Origin of the sequence: Litoribacter ruber, from assembly GCF_018500185.1 — a bacterium.
Classification (GTDB): Bacteria; Bacteroidota; Bacteroidia; order Cytophagales; family Cyclobacteriaceae; genus Litoribacter; species Litoribacter ruber.
The window spans coordinates 33997-58469 of record NZ_JAHBGI010000009.1; the positions used below are offsets into that span (position 1 = coordinate 33997).

Genomic DNA, 24473 nt, shown 5'->3' on the forward strand with positions numbered 1-24473 from the left:
AAAGATAATTAATACTTAATAACAAAAGCAATAGGCAAATGAAATTAGCTGTAGTGGGTGCCACCGGATTGGTAGGCTCTGAGATTCTTGAGGTTATCGCCAATCATGATTTTAAATATGACGAGTTGCTGCTTGTGGCCAGCGAGCGGTCTGTGGGCAAAAAGATCACCTATAAGGGAAAAGAGCACACGATCATCGGGTTGGACCAGGCGGTTTCTGAAAAGCCTGATATTGCGATTTTTTCCGCTGGTGGAGGTACTTCTCTGGACTGGGCTCCTAAGTTTGCTGAAGCGGGCACCATTGTAATTGACAACAGTTCGGCCTGGAGAATGGACCCAAGCAAAAAGCTTGTGGTGCCTGAAATCAATGCCAAAACATTGCGCATTGACGACAGGATCATCGCCAACCCAAATTGTTCCACCATCCAGATGGTGTTGGCCCTGGCCCCATTGCATGAAGAATACGGCATCAAAAGGATCGTGGTTTCCACTTATCAGTCTGTAACCGGTACCGGAAAGGCGGCCGTGGATCAAATGATGGCCGAGAGAGAGGGGCGTGAACCTGAAATGGTGTACCCGCACAAAATTGACCTGAATGTCCTCCCGCATATTGATGTATTCCAAGAAAACGGTTACACCAAGGAAGAGATGAAAATGATCAAGGAGACCAAGAAGATTTTCGGCAACGACAACATCCAGGTAACCGCCACTACGGTGAGGATCCCCGTGATGGGCGGACATTCTGAGTCTGTGAACGTGGAATTCCACCAGGATTTTGAAATGGATGAGGTGCGTGATCTGCTGGGCAAGGCCCCAGGAGTGATCCTGCAGGATGATCCCCAAAACAATGTCTATCCCATGCCTTTGAATGCGCACAAAAAGGATGAGGTGTTTGTGGGCCGATTGAGAAGAGATGAATCTCAGCCAAATACCCTTAACATGTGGGTAGTGGCCGATAACTTGAGAAAAGGTGCGGCAACCAATGCGGTGCAGATCGCCCAGTATTTGGTAGACCACAGTTTGGTGTAAGTGAAGATTTCTGAAGGAAACATAGAGCAAATCCAGAATTTTGTGCAGGATCATCTCCATGAGGATCCTGCACAATTGCTTTTAAAATATCAAAACAAGGTTGATTTTGACCTGAAATTTGCCGTGCAGCAGGTTGCCGCCAGGCAAAAGGTGAAAAGCAAATTGCCCACTTGGGCCAGCGATCCGCGTTTGTTGTTTCCGGTAAGCATTTCACTGGAGCAATGCAGCTCCGAAATTACCGCAAAATATAAAGCTGATTTTCTAAAGGGAAAAAGACTCATTGATCTGACGGGTGGCTTCGGCGTCGATACTTATTTTCTATCAGAGCACTTTGAGGAGGCTGTTTATTTGGAAAGAAATGCAGCCCTTGGCGAGATAGCCAGCCACAACTTCAGCCTGTTGGCCGGGGAAAAAATCCGATGCGTCACTGGGGATAGCCTAGAGAATTTGAGGCTGGAAAATTCAGTCTTTGACTGGATCTATCTGGATCCCGCCAGGAGAGGAGACCACAACCAGAAGCTTTATAAACTTAGCGATTGCGAGCCAGATGTGGTCGAAAATTGGGAGCTACTTTCCCAATCCGCCAACAACATCATGATCAAAACCAGTCCCATGCTCGACATCAAGGCGGCTTTGGACGAATTGCCAGAAGTGAATGAGGTAATGGTGATTAGTGTCAAAAATGAGGTGAAGGAAGTGGTGTTGGTCCAAAGGCAAGCCGCTGCCAAAGATCAGGCACCCATTATCAATTGCATCAACTTGACCGGAAATGGGGAACAGGTTTTTCAATTCGATTTTCCCAAGGAGGAAAATGCTAAAGCTTCTTTTGGGACAGTAGTAAAATATATCATCGAGCCCAATGCCTCCATTATGAAAGCTGGTGGCTTTAAGTCCTTTTCCGAACATTTTGGATTGGCCAAACTGCACCCAAATAGCCATCTGTATACCTCTTCTACTTTGCCAGAATCCATTCCGGGCAGAGTGTTTCAGGTGGTGGAGGAGCTAAAGCCAGACAGGAAGGTATTCAAACGATTTTTTCCTTCCGGAAAAGTAAACATCAGCACCCGCAACTATCCTCTCAAGCCCGAAGAGATCAAGAAGAAGTTTAGGCTTCAGGATGGAGGCGATGACTTCCTGATTGGAACCACCACCTCAGATGGCAAGCCCAGACTATTTTTGTGCAAAAAGCATTAATGCAGCCTATCGCATTCTAAACGGAATTGGGATTTCGGTATAACTGTCCGTGTAATACTCCAGGCAGGTGGACTCCACGGTTGGCGGGCTCTCTCTACGCATATTAAGGTGCCGGTATTTGGCATGATACTCCACTCTTCTTATCATTTCTTCCTTTCTACTGCTGTTTGCCGTAAAGAAGTTACCCAATATTTCCTCCTCAGGATTTGTGAGATTCTTCAGGTTGCCAGTGATTTTGAAAGGCATGGGGTCAAATATACTTCCGGTGCTGGTCTGCTGATCGGAAATTCTTTTCAAATAGGCCGCGGCTGGTTCTGTGACTGCATATACATTCAGGTCAAGGTAAAACCGGGTCAATCGAAATAAAGTCATTTCTGCAAAATTAATCTGGGCTACCGAGCTGCCCAGGTTGGGCGCATGCTGAATGTTTAAGTACCCCATTATATTGTCAGTTTCTTGAAAGCAGGTGCAAGTGCAGAAGTCACCTTCCCCTATGGTGGCCTGTTCTTCAATCCCTCTTGTTTTTACAAAATAATTGTGCCCGTTGTGCGGGTTGTCCACCTCAATATCTACCCTTAACCTAAGGTAATGGTGTTTTTGGGGGAAGGGGTTGCCATTGAGTGGGGTAATGAATATTGTCCGTTCCACAATGTCTTCCTCAAATCTGCCAATATTGACCTTTGGCATCACCGCTTGCCATTCAGATTGTATATGGTCCCCATTTTCCATGATGACATTTAATCGATACCGGTCACTTTCCTGGAATTCCCAATCGGGTCTTGGCTGGAATTTCAGCTCTCGGTCGTAGGAGCTTTGGCCCATGTAGACAAAGCTGGTTTTTTCATGATTCTGGTTTTCTACATAAACCTCATACACTTTGGGATGGCCAAAGCGTAGATGGCGACTTCCCGACTGAAACACCGCGGAATGATATATCTTCACATAGGACATGTTCCAATCATCAGATACCCATGCGTCCACCACCAGCTTAGGTTCTATTTGATCGTTAGGTATATGAACTTCATCAATACAGCCAAAAACAAGGATGGCCAGCAGCGCACAAATAATCCTGTACTTCATCAGTGGGGTCAATTTACATTTACCTGGTTAAATTTTCTTCCCCAATTGGCATTGTTGAAGAAATAGGCCTCTACTTGGAGTTTTCCAGGCTCCTCCAAGGATTGGAAATTAATTCTTGAGCGTCCCCTAGTCAGTCTTATACTGGGGTTCCAAGACTGCGGCTTGCTCAGGGCCACATTTGAGTTGGCCTCTAAGTGGGGCACGTTGCCTGCCGGGATCCTTGAGACCTCTAGCTCCCTTAGAATATATTTGGATGCATCGGGGTTGTGCTTGATCTTATAATCATTCTGCTTGGTGAAAAGGGCTAAAACCCCGTTTTCCGCCTTGCTTCCCAAGTTGGTTTCATCGATGGTGTTTCTGAGGAATATTACTTCCACCCGTTCAATTTGCGCATAATCATAATTGAGCAGGAAATCGGGATCGTCTACCCTGTGGAGGTCGATCATCAGTAGGGGAAGATTCTTGAAATGTACCTTGTCCATATTTGGATTAAACATCCGGATTTCCGTATTCCCGTCCTTATCTGCCCTGATCCTCACCTGAGGGACTATCTCTTTCAAAAATGTTTCCATGTCCCGATACCCCTCGTAATCGGGGACCAGGTAACTGAAATCAACCCTATAAGGGGATACTGGCACCGACACTCGGGTGTCATATTCAAAATGCTCATGAAAGACCCTTCTTTTAATTTCAAAATCCTCATAATCCTCGATCATGGGAAGATTTACCCCCGAGCTGGAGGTAAATAAATCCGGTCTAAGTGATTTTAGGCTGGTTTTTAGAGGGTTATAATGTAGTAGAGGCAAATAATCTTTTTGCTTTTCGGGGTTGGCATTTTGCTCAATTTCTTTTCTGCTGAGTAAGTAGTTTTGTTTTAAATCCTGCTTTCTTTCTGCCAAATGCCATTGAGGACCATTTATGACTTGAGCCAGTTTTTCTACTTCTGGAAGTTCTGGTCTTTTCACCCAGGCGAATGCATGGCCAAATTGGGCGTCTTCGTCCTTTATCACAGCTGAGCTTTTATTTCCTGTGGCAACGCTACGACTTACATTCACCTGAAGGTTGTTTTGGCCTTCCAAGTTAAAGTGCTGATGGCCTAGCAACTTGTCGTCCTTGTCAAAAATACTTATCTGAAACTCTGGATATCGAGTATAATTCTCTCTTTTCAGGGCCAGCTTATTCTCTAAAAAGTCGGCTTTTTTTAACGTGTCGATAACCATTAAGTCAGTATGTGTTACCAGATAGGTGGCCTGGGTATTCTTTTCAATCATACTCAACGAAAACCTGGAGGGGTCAAAATTGACTTTTTCAGGCTGGATGGTGATGGTTTGCTTTCCAAATTTCAGCCTTTTGGGTGTCTCAAATATCACCTTGGTATCTTTCATTTCGAAAGGCGCTATCTCCTCCAGCACCAACTTGCCCGTGCCGTCCAACTCTTCGACCTCAATTACTAAAGGTGTTTCAAAAGTGTGGAAAACTGTAAGTTCTGCCATATCGCCTCCTTTGGTGGTATAGTAGAGCTGGCCTTCTTTCAATTCATGGTCCTGTCCCAGCTGGGTGACCAAAATAGATTTCTGGGGGATTCTGTAAGAGGGGAAATTTGTCATCCATTGGGAATAAGCAAAAATTTTGTATTCCCCAGGTTCCAAATTATCGGGTAAGATAAAATCACCGTAGGCCATCTCCTTATCATCCAGAAGTAGCATTTCCCTATGGATCATCGTGTTTTCAGGATCGTAGATTTCTACATAGGAAAGTTTGCTGTACTTATAATTATGGTGGTTTTTGAGCAGCTTCATCCCAAACCACACCTTATCTCCTGCAAAATAGAGGTCTTGGTTAGTCATGATCTTCATAGTTTCGGCCATGTCTTCAAAACCTGTAGGTTTGGAAGTCTGGGCTTCTGCCATGGTCATAGCCAAAAGGAAAATTAGGGGGAGGATATTTATCTTTCGTAATTTCATAAGGTCTTCATTCTATTGCATTCTAAAAGGGGCCGGCGGACTGGTGTCAGCTTCAGGGTATTCCTCTAAGCAAGACCCTGTAACGGAGGCTGGATAAATGAGTTTGATGTTCTTATCTCTATTTTCGGAAAATAAGGTGGCCCTATTGATCATTTCATCAAATGAGGTATGATAGGCTGTAGAAAATTGCCCCAAGATTTCTTGTTCTGGGTTGTCTGTATTTCGGAGATTACCAGAAATCTTAAATGGCATGGGGTCAAAAATGCTCCCCGTATTGGTCTGCTGCACCCCTATGCTGGAAAGGTAGGCCGCGGCTTGCTCCGATACTGAGTAAACATCAGCTTTGAGGTAAAACCGGGTATTTCTTCCGGCCTCCATGCGGCCCATGGGTACAGTATAAGTACTCGCAGGCGAGGACGAATTGACCGCTGTAAGCGAATAATTTAGATTTGGGTATGACAAATAGCAAGTACAGGTACAATTTTCCACTAGTCCTGCTGTGTAAAGCTGCTCAATTCCCGAGGCTTTTACGTAATAATTGTGGTTTTCTTGCGCATTGGCTTTTTCAATCCTAGCATTGAAATCCCAATACTCCCTTCGTTGGGGAAAGGGCTCCCCGTTCCATCTGTCTATAAAAACGGTTTGAAAAGACAACTCATAATCAAATGCTATTCTACCTGCTGGATTATGCACTTCCTGCCAATCAGATTCCACTCGGTCTCCATTTGAAAGAATTACAATCAGCTTGAATTGATCCCCAGGCTCAAAGTCGTATTCCTCGAAAGGTGAATAGACTGTCAACCCATGGCTTGGATAACTCGGCGGTCTGAAGCTTGTCACAAAGCCATTCCGGTTTTCCACCCAAGCGCCGCTAATGGGTACATCCTCCAGTGGCAAATGAAAATCGCCAGACACAAATGGGGTGGATTCATATACCTTGACATAGGACATCTCCGGATCATTTGAAATCCACGCGTCAATGACCAGCTTGGTGTCCTGAGTCTCGGTCCTTAAATTGACCTCATCAATACAGGAAGTCATGCTAAGGCAAATAATCCCAATTGTATAAAGCAACTTTTTCATCTTACTTAAATTGGAAGTTGTAAGTCACCGAAGGGATCATCGTTCCGATCACCGCTAGACGGTAAGATCTTGGAACCGTCCCTGCACCAGTGGGGCTGAAGAACCAGGAAAACGGGTTTCTCCTAGCGTAAACATTGTAAAGAGCTAAAGTTACATTACTCTTGTAAGTACTGCTTTTTCTCTGGTTGCCATCATAGGTAAGAGAAAGATCCATACGGTGATAATCCGGGATTCTTCCTTGGTTTCGGTGGCTATAATCGATTACAATATTGTCATTGATGGTGTAAATGCTCGTTGGAAGGGTGATGGGACGGCCGGATCTATAGTTGAAATTACCCGAAAAGGAAAGTCTTCGGGTCAACTGGTAGGTGGCTACCACGCTTAGGTCGTGCGGCTGGTCCCAATTGGACGGGAAGAATTCTCCCTGATTGATGGTCTCTTCTTCAAATTCACTCACAACCTGTCTCATGGTACGGCTAAATCCATAGGAAATCCAGCCTGTAAGCTTACCGTGGCGTTTTTTCAGGAAAAACTCTGCGCCATATGCATGGCCGATGCCTCCGAGAAGCTCTTGCTCCAAGTTGGGGTTCATCAGCAAAGTGGCCCCATCCTTAAACTCCAAAATGTTTGGGAAGTCTTTGTAATATACTTCCACAGAGCTTTCAATGATGTTTTCCTTGAAATTCTGGTAATAGCCCAATGCATACTGTAAACTTTCCTGTGGCCCGACATGGTAGTCGCTAAGCTTCCACAAATCCACTGGCGCGGAAGCCATGGTATTGGAAAGTAAGTGGATGTATTGAAGGTTTCTGTTGAAAGAAAGTTTCAATGAACTGTTTTCGCCGGTCGCAAATCGGATTCCCAATCGGGGCTCCAAACCTCCATAGCGGGTAATTACCTCGTTGTTTTCGTAAGTTCTATTTCCTATAAAGGTGTTTTGGTTTCTGGGCTGTCCCTCCTCATACATGCCGGTTTCATTGGGGCCCAATGCGAAAAAGTTGGAATACCTCAACCCTAGTTGGGCTGCCCATTTATCGGTGAGGAAGATTTCTGAGGTGGCGAAGAGGGCTGCTTCCAGCCCCCTTTCGGTGGGGATCACTTCAGGTAGAATCGTGGAATTTTCCGTGGTGGGCTCCATGGCTCCCATGCCCATGGCGTAATGGCTCACGTTGTAGCCGAAGATAAAGTTGGCGTGGTCGCTCTGGTTCCACTCAAAATTATGGTCAATACCCATGTAGTCGATATCTGACTGCATCTGAAACTGAAGCGGTGCTCCCGTACCTTCTACACTGTAGGTGTAATTGGAATAAGCCACCGTGAGATCCGAAGCAAGGCTTTCACTGATTATGCTGGACCATTTGAGGGAAGCCAAATGGGTCTGCCAGCTATATGCTGTATCGGCGCCAACTCTGAAATAGTCATTACTGGCATATCCTGACAGCTTCAGGTTGTTGCGGTCGTTGATCTGATGGTTGATCTTGATGTTGCCATCGTAAAAGTAGGAACTGCTAGACTGCAAAGTAGAACTTCTGATCCGGTGCATGATCCAGTTGGGATAGGCCACACGACCGGCCACGGCCACGGTAGTGTTTTTGTTTACCGGGCCTTCCAGTTTCAGTCGGCTGCTGAGAAAACCTATTCCACCCTCGGCTTTCATTTTCTCCCTGCTACCTTCCTGCATGGTCACGTCCAGCACCGAGGAAAGTCTGCCCCCATAATTGGCAGGAATGTCTCCTTTGTGAAGGGCCACATTTTCAACCATGTCGGCATTGAAAATGGAGAAGAAACCGAACATGTGTGAAGGGTTGAAAATTGGCGCCCCATCCATCAGGATCAGGTTTTGATCTACACCACCACCTCGTACATTGAATCCAGAGGCGCCTTCACCAACGGTAGAAACGCCCGGGAGCAGCTGAATGCTTCTGATGATGTCCACCTCTCCCAAAAGTGGAGGCATGAGTTTGAGCTCACTGATGTTGAGTCTGTTTACTCCCAATTCTATACTTCTTACGTTGTGGTCAATCGAACGATCGGTTACGATAAATTCATCCATTTGGGTCATGGATTCAAAAAGGGAAATGGACATTTCCACCGGATCGTAGGCCCTGATTATTCGTCTCTCTGTCTCCTTTCCCATGGCACTGAATACCGCCACATGGGTACCTTCCGGCAGATCTGTGCTGAATCGCCCCCGCTCATCCGTAGTGATACCCAGCTCCATCGAAGGAATGTACATCAAAGCTCCCGGAATGGGAAGGCCTGTTTCCTCATCCATTATCCTTCCCTGAAATTGATGCAAAGCCGTAGGGTCTGCTCTCCGCCTTGCCCGACCTGCCAAATACCGGTCACGCATGGCACGGGGATAAATTACAGCATAGGCATCTTCAATCAAAAAATAGGACATGGATGTGTTTTCCGTCACTTGGTCCAACAACTCCATGGATACGGAGAATTGTTCCTGTTCCAGGTTGAGCCTTCTGAGGTAATCTTTGCGAAACAATACTTTGATTCCGGTACTGGATTCCAGCAATTGGACGGCTTTGATAAAATCTTTTTCCTTTTCATCCGTAATGTGTTGGGCAAAAAGGGAACTGAAAGAAAGACCGAAAAACAGGAGGGTAAAAATTATTCTATTCATCAAAATGAGCTTAAACCGGACATGGGGTTGGCTAAACTACTAGTTTAGCCATGCAAATACAAACTAATGATTAATTTTGTCAGCTAATATTTTTCCTTTGCTTATTATATGGACGGTCAAATATTAGGAGGCGTCCTGTTCCTTTGGCGGGGAATTTTTTGGTTTGTCACCACCCCGTACTTTCTTATCTTTGCACCCATGTGGAATCAGGTAACCGTATTGATCAAAAAAGAGATGACTCTGGAGTGGAGGCAAAAATATGCTCTCAACGGTATTTTGCTCTATGTGGTCAGTGCTGTTTTTATCACCTACCTAAGCGTACAGGGGGCGCTTTCTATCCCCACTTGGAATGCCCTTTATTGGATCATTATACTCTTTTCGGCTGTCAATGCGGTGGCAAAAAGCTTTGTGCAAGAGCATCAGGGTAGGCAGCTGTATTATTACATGATCGCATCACCTGAAGCTATTATCGTCTCCAAAATCATTTACAACACCCTTCTCACATTGGTACTGGCCCTCTTGGGGTATTTGGTGTTTTCTGTTATCCTGGGAAACCCGGTGGAGGACCAGGGGCTCTTTATCGTCAACTTGGCCTTAGGGGCAATTGGGTTTTCCGCTTGCCTGACCATGGTGTCGGGAATTGCCTCCAAAGCCGGCAACAATGCCACCCTTATGGCAATCTTGAGTTTTCCCATCATCATCCCGATTCTTTTGATGGCAATCAGTATATCGAAAAATGCCATCGATGGTCTGGATCGGGGAGTGAGTTACGACAAACTGATCACCCTTCTGGCCATCAATGCCATTGTCACTGCGGTAGCTTATATTCTCTTTCCCTACATTTGGCGAAGCTGATTAGAAATATTTGTAGAATAAATTATTATATTTTCATTTCTGTTAAAATTTTTAAAGAACATTAAGAAAAGTGGCTGGTAAACTCAAAATCAGAAGATTTTATTGATTTTCCTGCTCCCATGGATTTAGAGATTTAAATTAGAATAGCCCTAAATACTTTCCATAAGTAAATGCAAAAATTAAGATATTTATGGTAAGTTGTTGATTGGTAATATATTAGCCAAAAAGGGCTGAAATCAGGAACTTATGCCGTACTTTTGCAATTAGTAAGCAAAACAAATACAATGAAAGCATACTGGTGGAAAGTGTTGGCAATTGTGCTTCTGGCATATACCCTGATTGCCGGCCTACTCTTAGACGTACCCCGTTTGGCCATTCTCAATGAAACGATCCGGGCTCTGTATTTCCATGTCACGATGTGGTTTGGAATGATCATCATGCTCGTGGTGGCTGTTTATTACAGCATCAAGTATCTCCGCAAAGGGGATCTTCGTGACGATGATTTAGCCATTGAATTCACCTCTGCAGGAATCCTTTTTGGGGTGTTGGGGATTGCTACCGGCATGCTTTGGGCCAAATATACGTGGGGCGACTACTGGAGCGGTGATCCAAAGCAAAACGGTTCCGCTATAGCCCTTTTGATGTATTTTGCTTACCTCATCCTTCGCAATTCCCTTACCGATGTTCATCAGCGCGCCCGTATTGGGGCGGTGTACAACATCTTTGCCTTTGCGGCTTATATCCCATTGATCTTCGTTCTTCCAAGACTCACCGACAGCCTTCATCCTGGCAATGGCGGCAACCCGGGATTTAATGCTTATGACCTGGACAGCAAGCTGAGGATGGTTTTCTATCCGGCCATCATTGGATGGACGCTTCTTGGGGCATGGATTGCCACGGTGAGGGTAAGGTACAGAAGAATTGAAAGGAAATTAGAAGACAAACTTATTAACCAAGTATAAATGCAAAAGTGGTTTATAATCCTTTTCCTATGTTTTAGCCTGAACGCAGTGGCACAGGAAAAGATCGGAATTACAGAAGAAGATTACCAGAACGACCGCATCGAAATGGCCGATGTGATGCGTTCTGAAGGTAAAATCTACGTAGTAGTGGGCATCATCGGAATCATTATGGGGGGCATACTCCTATATCTGATCAACACCGAAAGAAAGATCGCCAAACTTGAAGAGCATTTGAATAATTGAGGCCTTTAGAGGTTTTTATATCCCAGTATAATTATGAAAAAAGGACATATTTTAGGAATTGGCGTCATCGCTATCGCAATTGTCATCATCATCACCATGATGGGCAGCGCCAGTACTTATGAGAGTTTCACCACCGCCCGCACCATGGCCATCAATGGCAATGACAAGGCTATCCACGTGGTAGGAGAATTGAAGAAAAATACCTCCGGCAATGTGGTAGGCATCGAAGTGGGGGAGGACAAGACCTCTTTCCATTTTATGATGGTGGACAATGACGGTGTGGAGCAAAAGGTGTTTTACAACGAGCCTGTTCCCGCAGATTTTCACCGTTCCGAACAGGTGGTGGTAATTGGGTCTTACAAAAGGGACGACCTTTTTGTGGCAGACAAGATCTTGATGAAATGTCCTTCCAAGTATCAGGAGGAAGTTTAAAATTAATATTGGTCAAAAATATCTCAGGGCATTCCCAAACCTGAGGCATATCCCATATAATTATGATTAATACCTTTGTTGGTAACCTGGGCCACTTCATGGTGATCTTAGCATTTGTAAGTTCGATCGTGACGGCCTTTTCTTATTATAAGTACACCCTGGCTAATGAACTTGAGAAAGCGAGTTGGCGGAAATTCAGTAGGGTTGCCTTTTATGTGCACGCCTTAGCAAGTTTTGCAGTAGTAGCTATTCTATTCAACATCATCTATAATTTCCGGTTTGAGTATTTTTATGCCTACTCACACGCCAGCCGTGCCCTGCCGGTCCACTATATGATTTCCAGTTTTTGGGAAGGCCAAGAAGGTAGTTTTATTCTTTGGATTTTCTGGAATGTTGTATTGGGGATTGTGCTCGTCCATACCAATAAAACTTGGGAAGGACCCGTAATGGTCGTTTTTGCCTTGGTGCAGGCTTTCTTGGTTTCCATGATCCTGGGCGTAGTGATCGGCGACCTGAAAATCGGTAGCTCCCCGTTTATCCTATTGAGAGATGTATCCAATGCACCGATCTTCAGCATTGACCCCAACTTCGTACCTGAAGACGGTACAGGGCTTAACCCTTTGCTTCAAAATATCTGGATGGTAATCCATCCACCTACGTTGTTTTTAGGCTATGCCTCTACATTAATCCCATTTGCCTATCTGATGGGCGGCTTAGCCACTGGCCGATATAAAGAATGGATCCGTCCGGCCCTTCCATGGACAATTTTCTCCGCCTTTATTTTGGGAATGGGAATTATGATGGGTGCTTACTGGGCTTATGTAACGCTTAATTTTGGTGGTTACTGGAACTGGGACCCCGTGGAGAATGCCTCCTATGTGCCTTGGCTGATCCTAGTGGCATCTATCCACACCATGATCACTTATAAGAAGAGCAGCACAGCTTTGAAAACTTCCATTGTGCTGGTGATTACTTCTTTTATTTTGGTATTGTATGCGACTTTCTTGGTAAGAAGTGGTGTGTTGGGAGATACTTCCGTGCACTCATTTACCGACTTGGGGCTCTCTGGTCAGTTGCTGATCTACTTATTGTTTTTCCTCTTCATAGCCATTTTTATTTCAGCCAAGCATTGGAAACATATTCCAACTTCGGAAAAAGAGGCTTCGGTATATTCTAGAGAGTTTTGGATTTTCATCGGTGCCACCACATTGGGGCTTATGGCCTTCCAGGTAATATTGCCGACTTCAATACCGGTTTTCAATGCCATCATCGAAAGCTTCGGGGGTATTTCCAACATGGCTCCTCCTGCCGATCAGGAAGAGTTTTACAGCAAATTCCAATTGTGGTTTGCCGTGGCCCTGGCGATCTTGACAGGTGTGGGCCAGTTTTTCTGGTGGAAGAAAATGGATACAAAAGCCCTGAAGGATGCCTTGACGGTTCCTTATGTTTTGGCCATGATAGCCGCTGCGGTGATTATTACCTTAGGCAAAGTCTATAACCTTAGCTATATCGTCATTGTGGTAGCAGGTGCCTTTACCATTGTTGCCAATGCCACCATCCTCTTCCAATTGTTGAAAAAGTCCAGCTTCAAGCTTACTGGGGGCTCGCTTGCCCACATCGGTTTGGGGATGATCCTTATTGGGGTGATGTTCTCATCCGGATATTCCGAGGTGATTTCTACCAACATGTCAGGCTTGACCTACAAGAAAGACTGGGAAGATGAGCTAAACAAGGAGAACGTGCTTCTTTGGATCAACAAACCTATCCAGATGAAGGAATACGATGTAATCTATAGGGGCCGTCATAAAAAAGTGGTGGGTGTTCCCGGTTATGTTAGCGTAAATAAGCTGCAAAGTACTGAAAAAGTAAATGAAGCCATTGCATTGGCGGACATTGAGGCCAAAGGAAAAACTTATTATAAGAAGGGTGAAAAGGTTGAAATTGTCCTGGAGGAAAACAGCTATTTTGAGATTGAGTACTACAAAGGCGATGACTATCAATTCACGCTTTACCCAATGTCGCAGCCAAACCCTACCATGGGATTGATATCCTCACCAGACTCCAAGTGGTTTTTAGGAAAGGATCTATACACCCACATTTCTGCCATCAACGATTATGATGAGCCGGAATGGAAAGACGATGAGTTCTACGAAGTTTCGCCAGGGGAGCAGTTTCACATCAGTGATTTTGTGACCACCTTTGAAAGCGGAGAGGTATTGGATGAAGTGGAAGGCATTGATCTCAAAGAAGGAGATGTTGCCGTCCAGGCTAACCTGTTGATTTATGACAACGATATAGAAAAGAGGATCAAGCCGATTTTCATCATCAGCGGCAACCAAGTGGGGCGGATTCCCGTGACTGACCAAGAGCTTGGTATCAAGGTGGAGTTGAATAATATCATCCCTGAAGAGAACAAATTCAGCTTTAAGGTAAATCGCTACCAGAAAGATTATGTGGTGATGAAAGCCATGGTCAAGCCTCAGATAAACGTGCTTTGGGCAGGTACCATCCTCATGTTGATCGGATTTGCAGTGGCCATCTACCGGCGATATGATGAGTTTGTGAAAATGCGCGACAAAGGGTTGGAATAGACCTCCAATCAAATGATAAATGAAAACCTCCGGCGTCCCCGGAGGTTATTTATTGGGGTAAGGGTAAGGATTTAGGGAAGTTTTGCTGTGGTATTAGAAGAGTTGACGACAACCCAAAAACAGGTCTTAGAGAAGCTTTAAGGCCATCCACTCCCGACCCACTCCGTATCCACTCCCATTCCTCTTCGTTTCCACTCGGTATTTTAACGGAGAGGATTGGAAGTGGAAATGGGTTGTAGGCCTAGTGGTATGGGGCTGGATTAAAGGAATATATTCTTAATAGTTATTGAATAGTAGGTTTTACATATAGCCAAATATGCTGGAGAATAGAATGTAGGTTGGGATGGGGTCGGAAGGTCTTTTGGTTGGGTAAGCGCATCAAGATAAGATTTAACCATTTTTGGCAAACTCACCTGATGATCCTGAGCATTCTCCTTAGCTCTTTCTATCACCTCTTTATCGAGTTTTAAAGTTAATTTGGCATCCTAGGGGCTGTTAAAATGTATTTCACAACAGAAAATTCCCTAAATTCAACCATGAATTTCAAGATAGCAATTATAGGTACAGGAAATGTGTCTTGGCATTTGGCCTCGGCTTTTGAGGATGCAGGACATGAGATCACCGAAATTTATGGCAGAGATATCGACAAAGCCGAACTGTGGACAGAGCGGGTGTACCAGGGAGAGGCTACGGATAGCCTGGATTTTACGGATAGCCAAGCCGAAATATTTGTGTTGGCAGTAAGTGACAGTGCCATTTCGGATATTGCAGATCAGATCATTCTCCCTGAAGACAGCATTTTGGTGCATACTTCAGGCAGTGTTCCTTTGGAGGTACTTGGTTACAGTTCTGCAGCCTATACCGGGATTTTTTATCCGCTCCAGACTTTCACCAAAGGCAAAGAAATTGATTTTCACCAAGTGCCCATCTTGCTGGAATCTGACGACTCGGATACTTTGCGCAAACTCAAGAAACTGGCGCGGTCCATTTCCCCGCTTCAGTATGTGGTGAAATCAAAAGACAGGCAGGCTTTGCATATTGCGGCTGTTTTTGCCAGTAATTTTACCAACCACATGGTTCGGATTGCCGAGGAGTTGATGAACCGGCAGGGATTGGATTTTGAAATGCTCAAACCCCTTATCATAGAATCTATGACCAAAACCCTTGAACTCGGTGCCAAACGGGCCCAGACAGGTCCCGCAAAAAGGGAGGATATGGATACTTTGGAAAATCACCATAGGTTCTTGGCCTTTAATGAAAACATAGCTGAAATTTATAGGGTAGTGAGTCAGGATATTATTGATAGCAATTGATATTGTATGAGTACTATGTACATATAGTAAATGGCGTTATTTTTAGCCCTCTTGGGTTTTTATATAATTGTGATTGGTTTTCGTGCAAATCCGTGAGCCTTGGATTGGACCTTACTGGATATTTTAATTTTGGTAACCCGCTGATTCAAATAGGGTTTTTTGTAATTTACGGGCATGAAAGTACAGCGGCGTGCTAAGAAGTTTACGATGGAGGCATTTTGGAAGATCATTAGACCTGCCAATCTGCTGATAGTGGCGTTGGCGCAGCTTTTGACCGCCTATTTCCTAATTGAAGAAACCCGGACGGGCATACCTATACTTCAAGATCCAAATCTTTATCTTATCATCATTTCCACTGTTTTGCTTACGGCATCAGGGTATATGATCAATGATTATTACGATGTAAAGATTGATTATGTAAACAGGCCCCATGAAGTGGTGGTGGGCAAAGGAATGCGCAGACGGGTAGTGATGACCTTGCACACCATCTTTAATTTTACCGGGATAGGGATTGGATTTTTAGTCAGTCCCAGGATCGCCATAATCAATTTCTTTGCGGCATTTGTGCTCTGGCTTTACAGCAACACACTTAAGAGAATGCCTTTTATAGGCAACCTGACCGTGGCGCTGCTGGGAGGGATGGCCATTTGGATCATCGGGTATTATTACCAAACCACCAAGCTATATGTGCTCACCTACGCTATTTTTGCGTTTTTCATCAATCTGATCAGGGAAATCATCAAAGATATCGAGGACCGACAGGGCGACCGGAAACATGGCTGCCGCACCTTGCCCATTGTAATCGGCTTCAGGGCTACCAAAAAGGTGATATTTGCCATTGCGGGATTATTCGTGATGTCTATACTTGTGGTCACCTTCAAGGTGGGCAGTGACCTGCTGTATTTCTACTTTGGTGGCTTGAGCATCCTGTTTTTTTATTTTATGTATAGAATATATTATGCGGATAGGAAGAAGCATTTTACCCAACTCAGCCTCCTGGCTAAAATCTTGATGCTGACGGGGATTTTGAGCATGGCGTTTCTTTGAGATAAGGGTCACGCAGACGCTTAGACGTATAAGAAAAAGTCTTATTGAAGGGCTATGATTTCAACCCTCTGTATATTTAAAAATATCCTTTAAATCCAGTTGAAAACCATGGATTGTTGTTGAACTCACCGTGTGACCGATGGTAAAAAGCCTTGAAGGTATGAATTTGCCATCAGTGAGGGTATAAATCAATAAAGTCTGTTCTGTGGGGTGGATTATCCAGTATTCCTTTACACCACATTCCTCATAGATATCAAATTTATGAATAAGTTCCTTTTGGTTATTTCCGGGAGAAAGGATTTCAATGATCAAGTCAGGAGCACCTATGCAACCTAAATCATCCAGCTTTGAAGGATCACAGACCACACAGATATCAGGTTGGACCACAGTGGTGATGTCTTCGGCTTTTTGGGATTTGATTGGCAACCTTACATCAAACGGTGCAATGAAAATGTTGCAGGCTTTATCATCAAGGAAATCTGCTAGCTTTCTTGCAGTTTCTAGGGCCACCTCTTGATGAATCCTTCTAGGTGCAGCAGCTTGCCTGAAAATTTTACCCTTGATCAGTTCCACCATTGAATCCATTTCCCATGTCAAATAATCGGCATAAGTATACCTGCTGTATGAGGCGTCAGGTTCTTTGAGGATATTTTTCTCACCCTTTGTTTTCATTACTTTAATTTACCAAAATTTGATTTAAAAATTGGTACAAAATTTAAATTGTAAGATGGTTGCTTTGATATTAGATAAAGATGATAAGTTTCTCTCCTGTGCCCATTTTTCTTAAATTTGTCTCTATAAACCTTTTTATCCTTACGTTTTGAAAAAAATAGCCATCCTTGCCTCGGGCAGCGGCACTAATGCCGAGAAAATCATCCAATACTTCCAGGATTCCGAAAAGGCCAAGGTGGCTGTAGTGGCTTCCAATAAGAAAGATGCCTTTGTGCTTGAAAGAGCAAAAAAATACGACATCCCCACTTTTCATTTCGATAAATCCGATTTGGAGGAAGGGCTCGTAGGCGATCAACTTGCCAAGATGCACGTGGATCTGATTGTTCTGGCGGGATTTCTTTTGAAAATACCCGATCAGCTAGTCCAGGATTTTCCCGATAAGATCATTAATATCCATCCGGCCCTATTGCCCAAGTATGGTGGGAAGGGTATGTATGGCATGAGGGTGCACCAAGCCGTAAAAGAAGCGGGTGACGCTGAGACTGGCATCACCATCCATTATGTCAATGAAAAGTATGATGAGGGAAGGGTGATCTTTCAAGAAAGCGTGGAACTTAGCCAAAATGACGATCCGGAGTCCATTGCCGAAAAAGTCCATGCCTTAGAACACAAATATTTCCCGAAAGTCATAGAAAGCCTGCTTTAATGAGTTGGTTTTTTTACCTTTGCATCTTAAAATTTAACCGCAGAGGCACTGCGTTAAGTTATTTCTATTTATAAATAAAAAGACCGCTTGATTAAGGTTTAGAACCTTTGTCACCTTGCGGTAAATAAAAGAAACATGGCTGTTAAAAAAATCCAATCCGCACTCATTTCTGTTTTTTATAAGGACAACCTTGAGCCCATCGTGGCTTTGCTTAAAGAGCAAGGGGTGAAAATCTACTCTACGGGTGGCACCCAGAAGTTTATCGAAGAGCAGGGAGCCCAGGTTACCGCAGTTGAAGACCTTACCGGTTATCCGTCCATCTTTGGAGGAAGAGTAAAAACGCTTCACCCGATGGTTTTTGGGGGGATTCTACACCGTAGGAATAATGATGGGGACAAAGATCAGGCTGCCGAATATGGCATTCCTCCTATCGATTTGGTCATTGTGGATTTGTACCCATTTGAGGAAACAGTTGCCTCTGGTGCCTCTGATGCGGATATTATTGAGAAAATTGACATAGGTGGTATTTCCCTGATCAGGGCTGCAGCCAAAAACTTCCAGGATGTGACTATCATCGCCTCCAAAGACCAATATGGGGAGTTGGAGGAGAGGTTGAAAGCCAACGGTGGCGGGACCACTCTGGAAGACAGGAAGTATTTTGCCGCACAGGCATTTAAAGTGTCATCCCATTATGACACCCATATCTTCAATTACTTCAACCAATCAGAGGAAATTCCGGCCCTCAAGGTTTCAGAATCCAATGCGAAAGCTTTGAGGTATGGTGAAAACCCCCATCAAAAGGCTCATTTCTATGGAAAACTGGAAGACCTGTTCGAGCAGTTGAACGGCAAGGAGCTTTCTTACAATAATTTGGTGGACGTGGACGCGGCGGTTAACTTGATCGCTGAATTTGAGGGGGAAACTGCTTTTGCCATTCTTAAGCATACCAATGCCTGTGGCGTGGCCACCGGGTCATCTGTTCAGGACGCATATAAAAAAGCATTTGCTGCCGATACCTTATCGGCATTTGGCGGGGTGTTGATTACCAACCAAAAGGTTGATTTGGTTGCTGCGCAGGAGATGAACAGTCTTTTCTTTGAAGTGCTTATTGCACCAAGCTTTGATCAGGATGCCCTGGATCTGCTGAAAGGAAAGAAAAATAGAATCCTACTTGAGCAGAAGGCCAAACTGGAAGGTACCAAGCAGATCAAGACGTTGCTAAACGGCATAATTGAGCAGGATAAGGACCTTCAGACCGAAACCAAAGCAGACTTCAAGGTGGTGACCAAAAAGGCGCCAACTGAAGAGGAAAAGGACGCATTGGTTTTTGCAGCGAAAGTTTGTAAGCATACCAAATCAAATACAATTATTCTTAGCAATAGCAACCAGATGTTTTCCAGCGGTGTTGGACAAACTTCAAGAGTTGATGCACTTAAGCAAGCTATCGAAAAAGCCAAGCACTTCGGGTTTGATCTCAACGGCGCGGTGATGGCCTCTGATGCTTTCTTCCCTTTCCCTGACTGTGTGGAGATTGCTTCCAAAGAAGGGATTTCAGCCGTGGTGCAGCCAGGTGGGTCTATTAAGGATCAAGACAGCATAGACTTCTGCGATGGCGCAGGAATGAGCATGGTGCTGACAGGTGTAAGACATTTCAAGCATTAAGATTATCCTCAATTTAGATGAGTTAGTTAGGAAAGCACCTCGGGAAACCGGGGTGTTTTTTTTTATTTAAATGTTTTTGGGGGCCTAAGAGATAGGGTTTATTAATTCAAGAATCTAAATCTCAAAATTATTTGTTAATTTAAGGTAGTTTAAATGTGTTTGATTATGGAAACAGATAAAATAGATATGGCGGAAAACATCTTTAAAATGGTTAAAGATTTGGGCCCTGATGTCAAACTTGATTTAATTAATAAAATTAAAGAGTCTTTAAAAGATTCGGATAAAACAGATGATTCTTGGAAGAATTTATTTGGGGCTTGGAAATCGGAAGAGAGTGCGGAAGAAATAATTGAGGGTATTCGAGCGAATAGGTATACGAAGCGTGATATAGAAGATTTATAAGGATGTATTTGTTAGACACTAACATCTGTATTTATTTTTTAAAGGGAAGATATGAGCTAGTTGACAAAATGGAGCTGGTAGGATTTGAAAATCTCTTTATTTCAGAAATAACTGTTGCGGAATTAAAATATGGTGTAGAGAAAAGCTCTAATCCAGAAAGAAATAAGCCTATTATTGACGGACTTATAGCCAGATTCAAAATTCTTCCAATAATCAGTTGTTTGGATATTTACGCCAAAGAAAAAGTAAGGTTAAATAAAGAAGGGAGAACCATTGATGAATTGGATCTTCTTATAGGGGCCACGGCAATTGGGAATAATTTGACCTTAGTGACAAATAATGAAAAGCATTTCAATCGCCTTCAAAATATAAGGGTAGAAAACTGGACAAAATAAGGGATAAAAAAACCTCAGCTTCTGCTGAGGTTTACTATTTTGATCAAGATTCTTTAAGAAACTGTTTCTGGACTTCATCTTCTTCTTCTACATCTCTTTCGGCTTGTGCCTTTTCGTGTTCGAAGAATCGGGTTTGGAAGATCAGGATTATGGCTACTCCTACAAAAATGGCTGCATCCGCCACGTTAAAGATCGGCCAAAGCGCCGTATAGCTGCCTCCCCATAGTGGAACCCACTCCGGGATAAAGCCTTCCCAAATATCAATGTAGAACATGTCTACCACCTGCCCGTGAAACCACGGGGATGGTGCATTGTAAGGGGCGTTTTGAAGTAGTACGCCGTAAAATATACTGTCAATCAGGTTGCCAATGGCTCCACCTAGGATCATGGCTATGCAGACAATATAGCCCACGTGAGCCTTCTTATCTATCAAATAATATAAGTAATACCCTATGCCGAACATGGCAACTAATCGAAAACTGGTAAGAATCAACTTGCCATATTCGGATCCAAGCTGCATGCCGAATGCCATGCCCGGGTTTGTGGTGTAATGGAGCTTGAACCAGTCGCCAATCACTTTGATCTGGCCCGGGGTACCAAAATCCATTTGGTAGTGGACTAGTAATTTGACCACCTGGTCGATGATGATCACCAACAAGGCAATGCCAAAATATTTTAAATACTTCATAAGGTCTCTTTGCGTGCTTCTCAGGGATGCAGGGCCAATATACTTTTTTATTTTATCAAATGCGGAAAAGACCTAAGCCTTTTCCACCTTAACCGTTAATTCAAAGTCATCCATGTCCAAAATGGTTCCCTGCTCCAGGTTGCCATTTACACTCAAAGACAGGGCCTGAGTTTCCTCCTGAATGTATTTGGAGAAGTTTTCCAACGCCTGATTTACATGGTCCTCATGCTTAGCGACTTTGATGTTAATCTTGTCCTGCACTTCAAGGCCCATATCTTTCCTTAAATTTTGGATCCTGTTGACCAAGTCTCTGGCTATGCCTTCCTGCTTCAATTCTTCCGTCAAAGTTACGTCCAAAGCTACTGTAACCCCATTTTCTGTAGCCACAGACCAGCCCGGAATGTCTTCAGAAGTAATGAGAACGTCTTCTAAGGTAAGGGTGACTTTATCCCCATCCAGATCAATGAAAATGGCACCGTTTTTCTCAATTTCAGCTATCTCATCCTTGCCCCACTTGCCGATCGCCGCAGCTACCAGCTTCATTTTAGGGCCGAACTGCTTACCGAGCTTAGCAAAGTTAGGTTTAACATTTTTTACCAAAATACCAGAAGTATCATCGATGTATTCGATATGTTTGATGTTCACTTCTGCTTTGATCAATTCCTCCACATGCTGGATCTGGGTTCTGGTTTTTTCAGCCAAGATCGGTACAAGGATTTTTTGTAATGGCTGCCTTACCTTGAGTTTTTCCTTCTTTCTTAGGCTGTGAACCAACGAGCAGATGTCCTGAGCCAGCTGCATACTTTGTAAAAGATCCTCATTGATCAATTCCTCATCAGCTTTGTTCCACTCGGTAAGATGGATGGATTCAGGGATGCTTTGTCCTGCATCACGGGCTCCGGACGTTAGGTTTCTAAACAACCAGTCCGAATAGAATGGTGCAAATGAGGACATCAATTGGGAAAGAGTCAATAGACATTCATAAAGTGTTTCATATGCCGCCTGCTTATCGTGGTTGAGGTCGCCTCTCCAGAATCGTTTTCTTGCCAGCCTTACATACCAGTTGGAAAGTTGGTCAACGGTAAAGCCCATAATAGCTCTAGTGGCTTTAGTAGCGTCATAGTTGTCCATGGCGTTTTCCACCTCTTGGATCAATGACTGGAGTCTAGAAATGATCCACCTGTCCAATTCAGGTCTCTCCGCCACGGCAATCTTTTTGGATTCGTCGTAGGTGAAAGAGTCCAGATTAGCATACAGGGCGAAGAAGTTATAGGTGTTTTGGAGGGTTCCAAAGAAACGTCTCTGTACCTCACCCACACCGTCAAGGTTGAATTTCAGGTTGTCCCAGGGATTTGCATTGGAAAGCATATACCAGCGCAAAGCATCCGGTCCAAATTCTTTCAGGGTTTTGAAAGGATCAATGGCATTGCCAAGACGTTTGGACATCTTGTTGCCATTTTTGTCCAGCACCAAGCCGTTGGCTATTACGTTTTTGAACGCCACACTGTCAAATAGCATCACTGCCAGTGCGTGCAGGGTAAAGAACCAGCCCCTAGTCTGATCCACGCCTTCCGCGATGTAATCAGCCGGATAATTGGCTTTAAAGATATCCTCGTTTTCGAATGGATAATGCCATTGCGCATAAGGCATGGCTCCAGAATCAAACCATACGTCAATTAGGTCTGGCTCTCTTAGCATTTTTTCTCCGTTGGAAGAAACTAAGATCACATCGTCTACATAAGGCCTGTGCAGGTCCGCTTCCCCATTGGGAAATGGGGAGGCGCTCATAAATCCTTTCTCAATTGATTTTGCGATTTCTGCGTTTAGCTCATCGATAGAGCCAATGCATTTTTCCTCAGAGCCATCCTCTGTTCTCCAGATCGGAAGAGGTGTTCCCCAGAACCTTGAACGGCTAAGGTTCCAGTCAACCAGGTTTTCCAGCCAGTTACCAAATCTACCGATCCCGGTCGATTCCGGCATCCAGTTGATGGTCTTGTTTAGCTCAACCAATCTTTCCTTGTAGGCCGTGGTTTTTACAAACCAGCTTTCCAAAGGATAGTAAAGGATAGGCATGTCTGTTCTCCAGCAGTGTGGATAGCTGTGCTCGTATTTTTCTACCTTAAAGGCCTTATTTTCATTTTTTAGAATGATGGAAATGACGATGTCGGTGTTTTTATAATCCGCGGCACTCTCATCATCTTTGGTGTAATTCTTTACATAAAAATCATCGGCGCCAAATTCCTTATGGGCCGCGATGTTATGCTCCTTCATTTTGGCCGCCAAGTACTCCCCTATTACTGGTAGAAACTTTCCTTGTCTGTCCACCACTGGGATATCTGTTCCGTTTTCATCCTTCACAAACACACCTGGAATGTTGTGGTGCTTCAATGTTCTAAAGTCATCCGCACCAAATGCTTTGGCCAAGTGCACGATACCCGTACCGTCTTCGGTAGTCACGTAATCTCCAGAGATGATGGTGTAGGCAGGATGTGGCAACTTGATTCCCTCGATCGGGAAAAGCGGTTCGTACTCCATGCCCAGTAGGTCTGATCCTTTCAGTTCCTCTTCCACATGGTAAGGGATCAACTTGTCTCCAGGCTTGTAATCTTCTATCTGTATATCCTTGGCTTTGGCGTTGAAATAGCCGCTCATTCTGGCTTTAGCCAGGATTACCACTTCAGCTTCAAAAGTGTAAGGGTTGAAGGTTTTTACTTTTACATAATCCAGCTTTTCGCCAATGGCCAAAGCCGAATTTGATGGAAGTGTCCAAGGAGTGGTGGTCCAGGCTAGGATATAGGTGTTTTCCTCACCTTTTACCTTGAACTGGGCGGTAATTGAGGTGTCCTTCACATCCCTGTAGCAACCTGGCTGGTTAAGTTCGTGCGAACTCAAGCCTGTGCCTGCCGCAGGAGAGAAGGGTTGTATAGTGTAACCTTTGTACAAAAGGTCCTTGTCATAAAGTCTTTTCAGAAGGCTCCAAAGCGTCTCAATGTACTTTGGGTCGAAAGTGATGTAAGGATCATCCAAATCCACCCAATAGCCGATCTGCTCGGTCATCTGGTCCCACTCATCTTTGAATCTCATCACCGTTTCCTTACACTTCTTATTGTATTCCTCTACGGTGATTTTTTTGCCGATATCTTCTTTGGTGAGCCCCAGCTCTTTTTCCACCTGAAGTTCCACGGGCAGACCATGGGTGTCCCATCCGCCTTTTCGCTTGACCTGGTAGCCCTGAAGGGTTTTGTACCGGCAAAAGATATCCTTTAGGGTACGGGCCATCACGTGGTGGATACCAGGAGTGCCGTTTGCGGAAGGGGGGCCTTCAAAAAAAGTAAAGGTCTCCGCACCTTCACGGTTGGCAACTGATTTTTTGAAAATGTCATTTTCTTTCCAAAACTTCAACACACTTTCCCCTATGCCGGGGTAATCCACTTGCTTGTACTCCTGATATGTTTTCACGTTGTTTTCTTTTGCTAAGTCAATAGGTTGGGAAGCTAAACTTCCATCATTCAACATCT

At 44.2% G+C, this 24473-nt stretch carries 20 protein-coding genes and 1 pseudogene; 13 read left to right on the forward strand and 8 right to left on the reverse strand.

Annotated elements, in window-relative coordinates:
• The first annotated feature begins 38 nt into the window (after positions 1 to 38).
• Together KIH41_RS12755 and KIH41_RS12760 are read left to right on the forward strand one after the other, a co-directional pair.
• A complete protein-coding gene (locus KIH41_RS12755) occupies positions 39 to 1028 on the forward strand; it encodes an aspartate-semialdehyde dehydrogenase (RefSeq protein ID WP_213944519.1) in 990 nt (329 codons plus the stop codon).
• Positions 1029 to 2222: a THUMP-like domain-containing protein gene (locus tag KIH41_RS12760; RefSeq protein WP_214162627.1), complete on the forward strand. Its 1194-nt coding sequence runs from the start codon at positions 1029 to 1031 to the stop codon at positions 2220 to 2222. It abuts the gene before it with no gap.
• 6 nt (positions 2223 to 2228) lie between these two features.
• Here KIH41_RS12760 and KIH41_RS12765 read toward each other — a convergent pair whose 3' ends face one another.
• From KIH41_RS12765 to KIH41_RS12780, 4 genes are read right to left on the reverse strand one after another with little or no spacing between them, the layout of a single operon-like run.
• Positions 2229 to 3302 (reverse strand): DUF4249 family protein, encoded by a 1074-nt coding sequence (locus KIH41_RS12765; protein WP_214162628.1) that lies wholly within the window; start codon positions 3300 to 3302, stop codon positions 2229 to 2231.
• A gap of 8 nt (positions 3303 to 3310) precedes the next feature.
• A complete protein-coding gene (locus KIH41_RS12770) occupies positions 3311 to 5266 on the reverse strand; it encodes a hypothetical protein (protein ID WP_214162629.1) in 1956 nt (651 codons plus the stop codon).
• Between the two features lie 12 nt (positions 5267 to 5278).
• Positions 5279 to 6349: a DUF4249 family protein gene (locus tag KIH41_RS12775; protein ID WP_213944523.1), complete on the reverse strand. Its 1071-nt coding sequence runs from the start codon at positions 6347 to 6349 to the stop codon at positions 5279 to 5281.
• A 1-nt stretch (position 6350) separates the two neighbouring features.
• A complete protein-coding gene (locus KIH41_RS12780) occupies positions 6351 to 8987 on the reverse strand; it encodes a TonB-dependent receptor (protein WP_214162630.1) in 2637 nt (878 codons plus the stop codon).
• 198 nt (positions 8988 to 9185) lie between these two features.
• Here KIH41_RS12780 and KIH41_RS12785 point away from each other — a divergent pair, with 198 nt between their 5' ends.
• From KIH41_RS12785 to ccsA, 5 genes are all read left to right on the forward strand, one after another.
• Positions 9186 to 9842 carry a heme exporter protein CcmB gene (locus tag KIH41_RS12785; protein ID WP_213944525.1) on the forward strand — a complete coding sequence of 219 codons (657 nt, stop codon included), beginning with the start codon at positions 9186 to 9188 and terminating at the stop codon, positions 9840 to 9842.
• A 257-nt stretch (positions 9843 to 10099) separates the two neighbouring features.
• Positions 10100 to 10804 carry a cytochrome c biogenesis protein gene (locus KIH41_RS12790; protein WP_262897965.1) on the forward strand — a complete coding sequence of 235 codons (705 nt, stop codon included), beginning with the start codon at positions 10100 to 10102 and terminating at the stop codon, positions 10802 to 10804.
• Positions 10805 to 11047, forward strand: a complete 243-nt coding sequence (locus tag KIH41_RS12795; protein ID WP_214162632.1) for a CcmD family protein — start codon at positions 10805 to 10807, stop codon at positions 11045 to 11047.
• Positions 11048 to 11080: 33 nt separating this feature from the next.
• On the forward strand, positions 11081 to 11479 hold the full coding sequence (locus tag KIH41_RS12800) for a cytochrome c maturation protein CcmE domain-containing protein (protein ID WP_214162633.1): 399 nt from the start codon (positions 11081 to 11083) through the stop codon (positions 11477 to 11479).
• A gap of 62 nt (positions 11480 to 11541) precedes the next feature.
• Entirely contained in the window at positions 11542 to 14070 is a 2529-nt protein-coding gene (ccsA, locus tag KIH41_RS12805) for a cytochrome c biogenesis protein CcsA (protein WP_214162634.1), read from the forward strand.
• 260 nt (positions 14071 to 14330) lie between these two features.
• Here the strand turns inward: ccsA and KIH41_RS18150 are convergent.
• A pseudogene (locus tag KIH41_RS18150) lies at positions 14331 to 14543 on the reverse strand (DUF6364 family protein); the annotation flags it as partial.
• A gap of 63 nt (positions 14544 to 14606) precedes the next feature.
• Between KIH41_RS18150 and KIH41_RS12810 the strand changes: the two are divergent.
• Together KIH41_RS12810 and KIH41_RS12815 are read left to right on the forward strand one after the other, a co-directional pair.
• Positions 14607 to 15383, forward strand: coding sequence for a Rossmann-like and DUF2520 domain-containing protein (locus KIH41_RS12810; RefSeq protein ID WP_214162635.1), 777 nt, complete (start codon positions 14607 to 14609; stop codon positions 15381 to 15383).
• 174 nt (positions 15384 to 15557) lie between these two features.
• On the forward strand, positions 15558 to 16430 hold the full coding sequence (locus KIH41_RS12815; RefSeq protein WP_213944531.1) for a geranylgeranylglycerol-phosphate geranylgeranyltransferase: 873 nt from the start codon (positions 15558 to 15560) through the stop codon (positions 16428 to 16430).
• 60 nt (positions 16431 to 16490) lie between these two features.
• Here the strand turns inward: KIH41_RS12815 and KIH41_RS12820 are convergent, their stop codons facing one another.
• Entirely contained in the window at positions 16491 to 17102 is a 612-nt protein-coding gene (locus KIH41_RS12820) for a Uma2 family endonuclease (protein WP_213944532.1), read from the reverse strand.
• Positions 17103 to 17250: 148 nt separating this feature from the next.
• Here KIH41_RS12820 and purN point away from each other — a divergent pair, with 148 nt between their 5' ends.
• The 4 genes from purN (at position 17251) to vapC (ending at position 20267) form a co-directional block, all read left to right on the forward strand.
• Positions 17251 to 17808, forward strand: coding sequence for a phosphoribosylglycinamide formyltransferase (purN, locus tag KIH41_RS12825; RefSeq protein WP_213944533.1), 558 nt, complete (start codon positions 17251 to 17253; stop codon positions 17806 to 17808).
• A gap of 135 nt (positions 17809 to 17943) precedes the next feature.
• On the forward strand, positions 17944 to 19470 hold the full coding sequence (purH, locus tag KIH41_RS12830; protein ID WP_214162636.1) for a bifunctional phosphoribosylaminoimidazolecarboxamide formyltransferase/IMP cyclohydrolase: 1527 nt from the start codon (positions 17944 to 17946) through the stop codon (positions 19468 to 19470).
• A gap of 165 nt (positions 19471 to 19635) precedes the next feature.
• Positions 19636 to 19872: a hypothetical protein gene (locus KIH41_RS12835; protein ID WP_213944535.1), complete on the forward strand. Its 237-nt coding sequence runs from the start codon at positions 19636 to 19638 to the stop codon at positions 19870 to 19872.
• Positions 19873 to 19874: 2 nt separating this feature from the next.
• Positions 19875 to 20267, forward strand: a complete 393-nt coding sequence (vapC, locus tag KIH41_RS12840) for a type II toxin-antitoxin system tRNA(fMet)-specific endonuclease VapC (protein ID WP_213944536.1) — start codon at positions 19875 to 19877, stop codon at positions 20265 to 20267.
• Positions 20268 to 20310: 43 nt separating this feature from the next.
• Here vapC and KIH41_RS12845 read toward each other — a convergent pair whose 3' ends face one another.
• Together KIH41_RS12845 and ileS are read right to left on the reverse strand one after the other, a co-directional pair.
• Complete coding sequence (locus KIH41_RS12845; protein ID WP_213944537.1) at positions 20311 to 20955, reverse strand: lipoprotein signal peptidase; 645 nt, start codon at positions 20953 to 20955, stop codon at positions 20311 to 20313.
• 72 nt (positions 20956 to 21027) lie between these two features.
• A complete protein-coding gene (gene ileS, locus KIH41_RS12850; protein ID WP_214162712.1) occupies positions 21028 to 24414 on the reverse strand; it encodes an isoleucine--tRNA ligase in 3387 nt (1128 codons plus the stop codon).
• Between the last annotated feature and the right edge of the window lie 59 nt (positions 24415 to 24473).

Bases quoted from the DNA above. Each gene is read 5' to 3' on its own strand.
- KIH41_RS12755 (WP_213944519.1), top strand. From the start codon at position 39: ATGAAATTAGCTGTAGTGGGTGCCACCGGATTGGTAGGCTCTGAGATT.
- KIH41_RS12765 (WP_214162628.1), bottom strand. From the start codon at position 3,302: ATGAAGTACAGGATTATTTGTGCGCTGCTGGCCATCCTTGTTTTTGGC.
- KIH41_RS12770 (WP_214162629.1), bottom strand. From the start codon at position 5,266: ATGAAATTACGAAAGATAAATATCCTCCCCCTAATTTTCCTTTTGGCT.
- KIH41_RS12775 (WP_213944523.1), bottom strand. From the start codon at position 6,349: ATGAAAAAGTTGCTTTATACAATTGGGATTATTTGCCTTAGCATGACT.
- KIH41_RS12780 (WP_214162630.1), bottom strand. From the start codon at position 8,987: ATGAATAGAATAATTTTTACCCTCCTGTTTTTCGGTCTTTCTTTCAGT.
- KIH41_RS12785 (WP_213944525.1), top strand. From the start codon at position 9,186: ATGTGGAATCAGGTAACCGTATTGATCAAAAAAGAGATGACTCTGGAG.
- KIH41_RS12795 (WP_214162632.1), top strand. From the start codon at position 10,805: ATGCAAAAGTGGTTTATAATCCTTTTCCTATGTTTTAGCCTGAACGCA.
- KIH41_RS12800 (WP_214162633.1), top strand. From the start codon at position 11,081: ATGAAAAAAGGACATATTTTAGGAATTGGCGTCATCGCTATCGCAATT.
- ccsA (WP_214162634.1), top strand. From the start codon at position 11,542: ATGATTAATACCTTTGTTGGTAACCTGGGCCACTTCATGGTGATCTTA.
- KIH41_RS12810 (WP_214162635.1), top strand. From the start codon at position 14,607: ATGAATTTCAAGATAGCAATTATAGGTACAGGAAATGTGTCTTGGCAT.
- KIH41_RS12815 (WP_213944531.1), top strand. From the start codon at position 15,558: ATGAAAGTACAGCGGCGTGCTAAGAAGTTTACGATGGAGGCATTTTGG.
- KIH41_RS12820 (WP_213944532.1), bottom strand. From the start codon at position 17,102: ATGAAAACAAAGGGTGAGAAAAATATCCTCAAAGAACCTGACGCCTCA.
- purH (WP_214162636.1), top strand. From the start codon at position 17,944: ATGGCTGTTAAAAAAATCCAATCCGCACTCATTTCTGTTTTTTATAAG.
- KIH41_RS12835 (WP_213944535.1), top strand. From the start codon at position 19,636: ATGGAAACAGATAAAATAGATATGGCGGAAAACATCTTTAAAATGGTT.
- vapC (WP_213944536.1), top strand. From the start codon at position 19,875: ATGTATTTGTTAGACACTAACATCTGTATTTATTTTTTAAAGGGAAGA.
- KIH41_RS12845 (WP_213944537.1), bottom strand. From the start codon at position 20,955: ATGAAGTATTTAAAATATTTTGGCATTGCCTTGTTGGTGATCATCATC.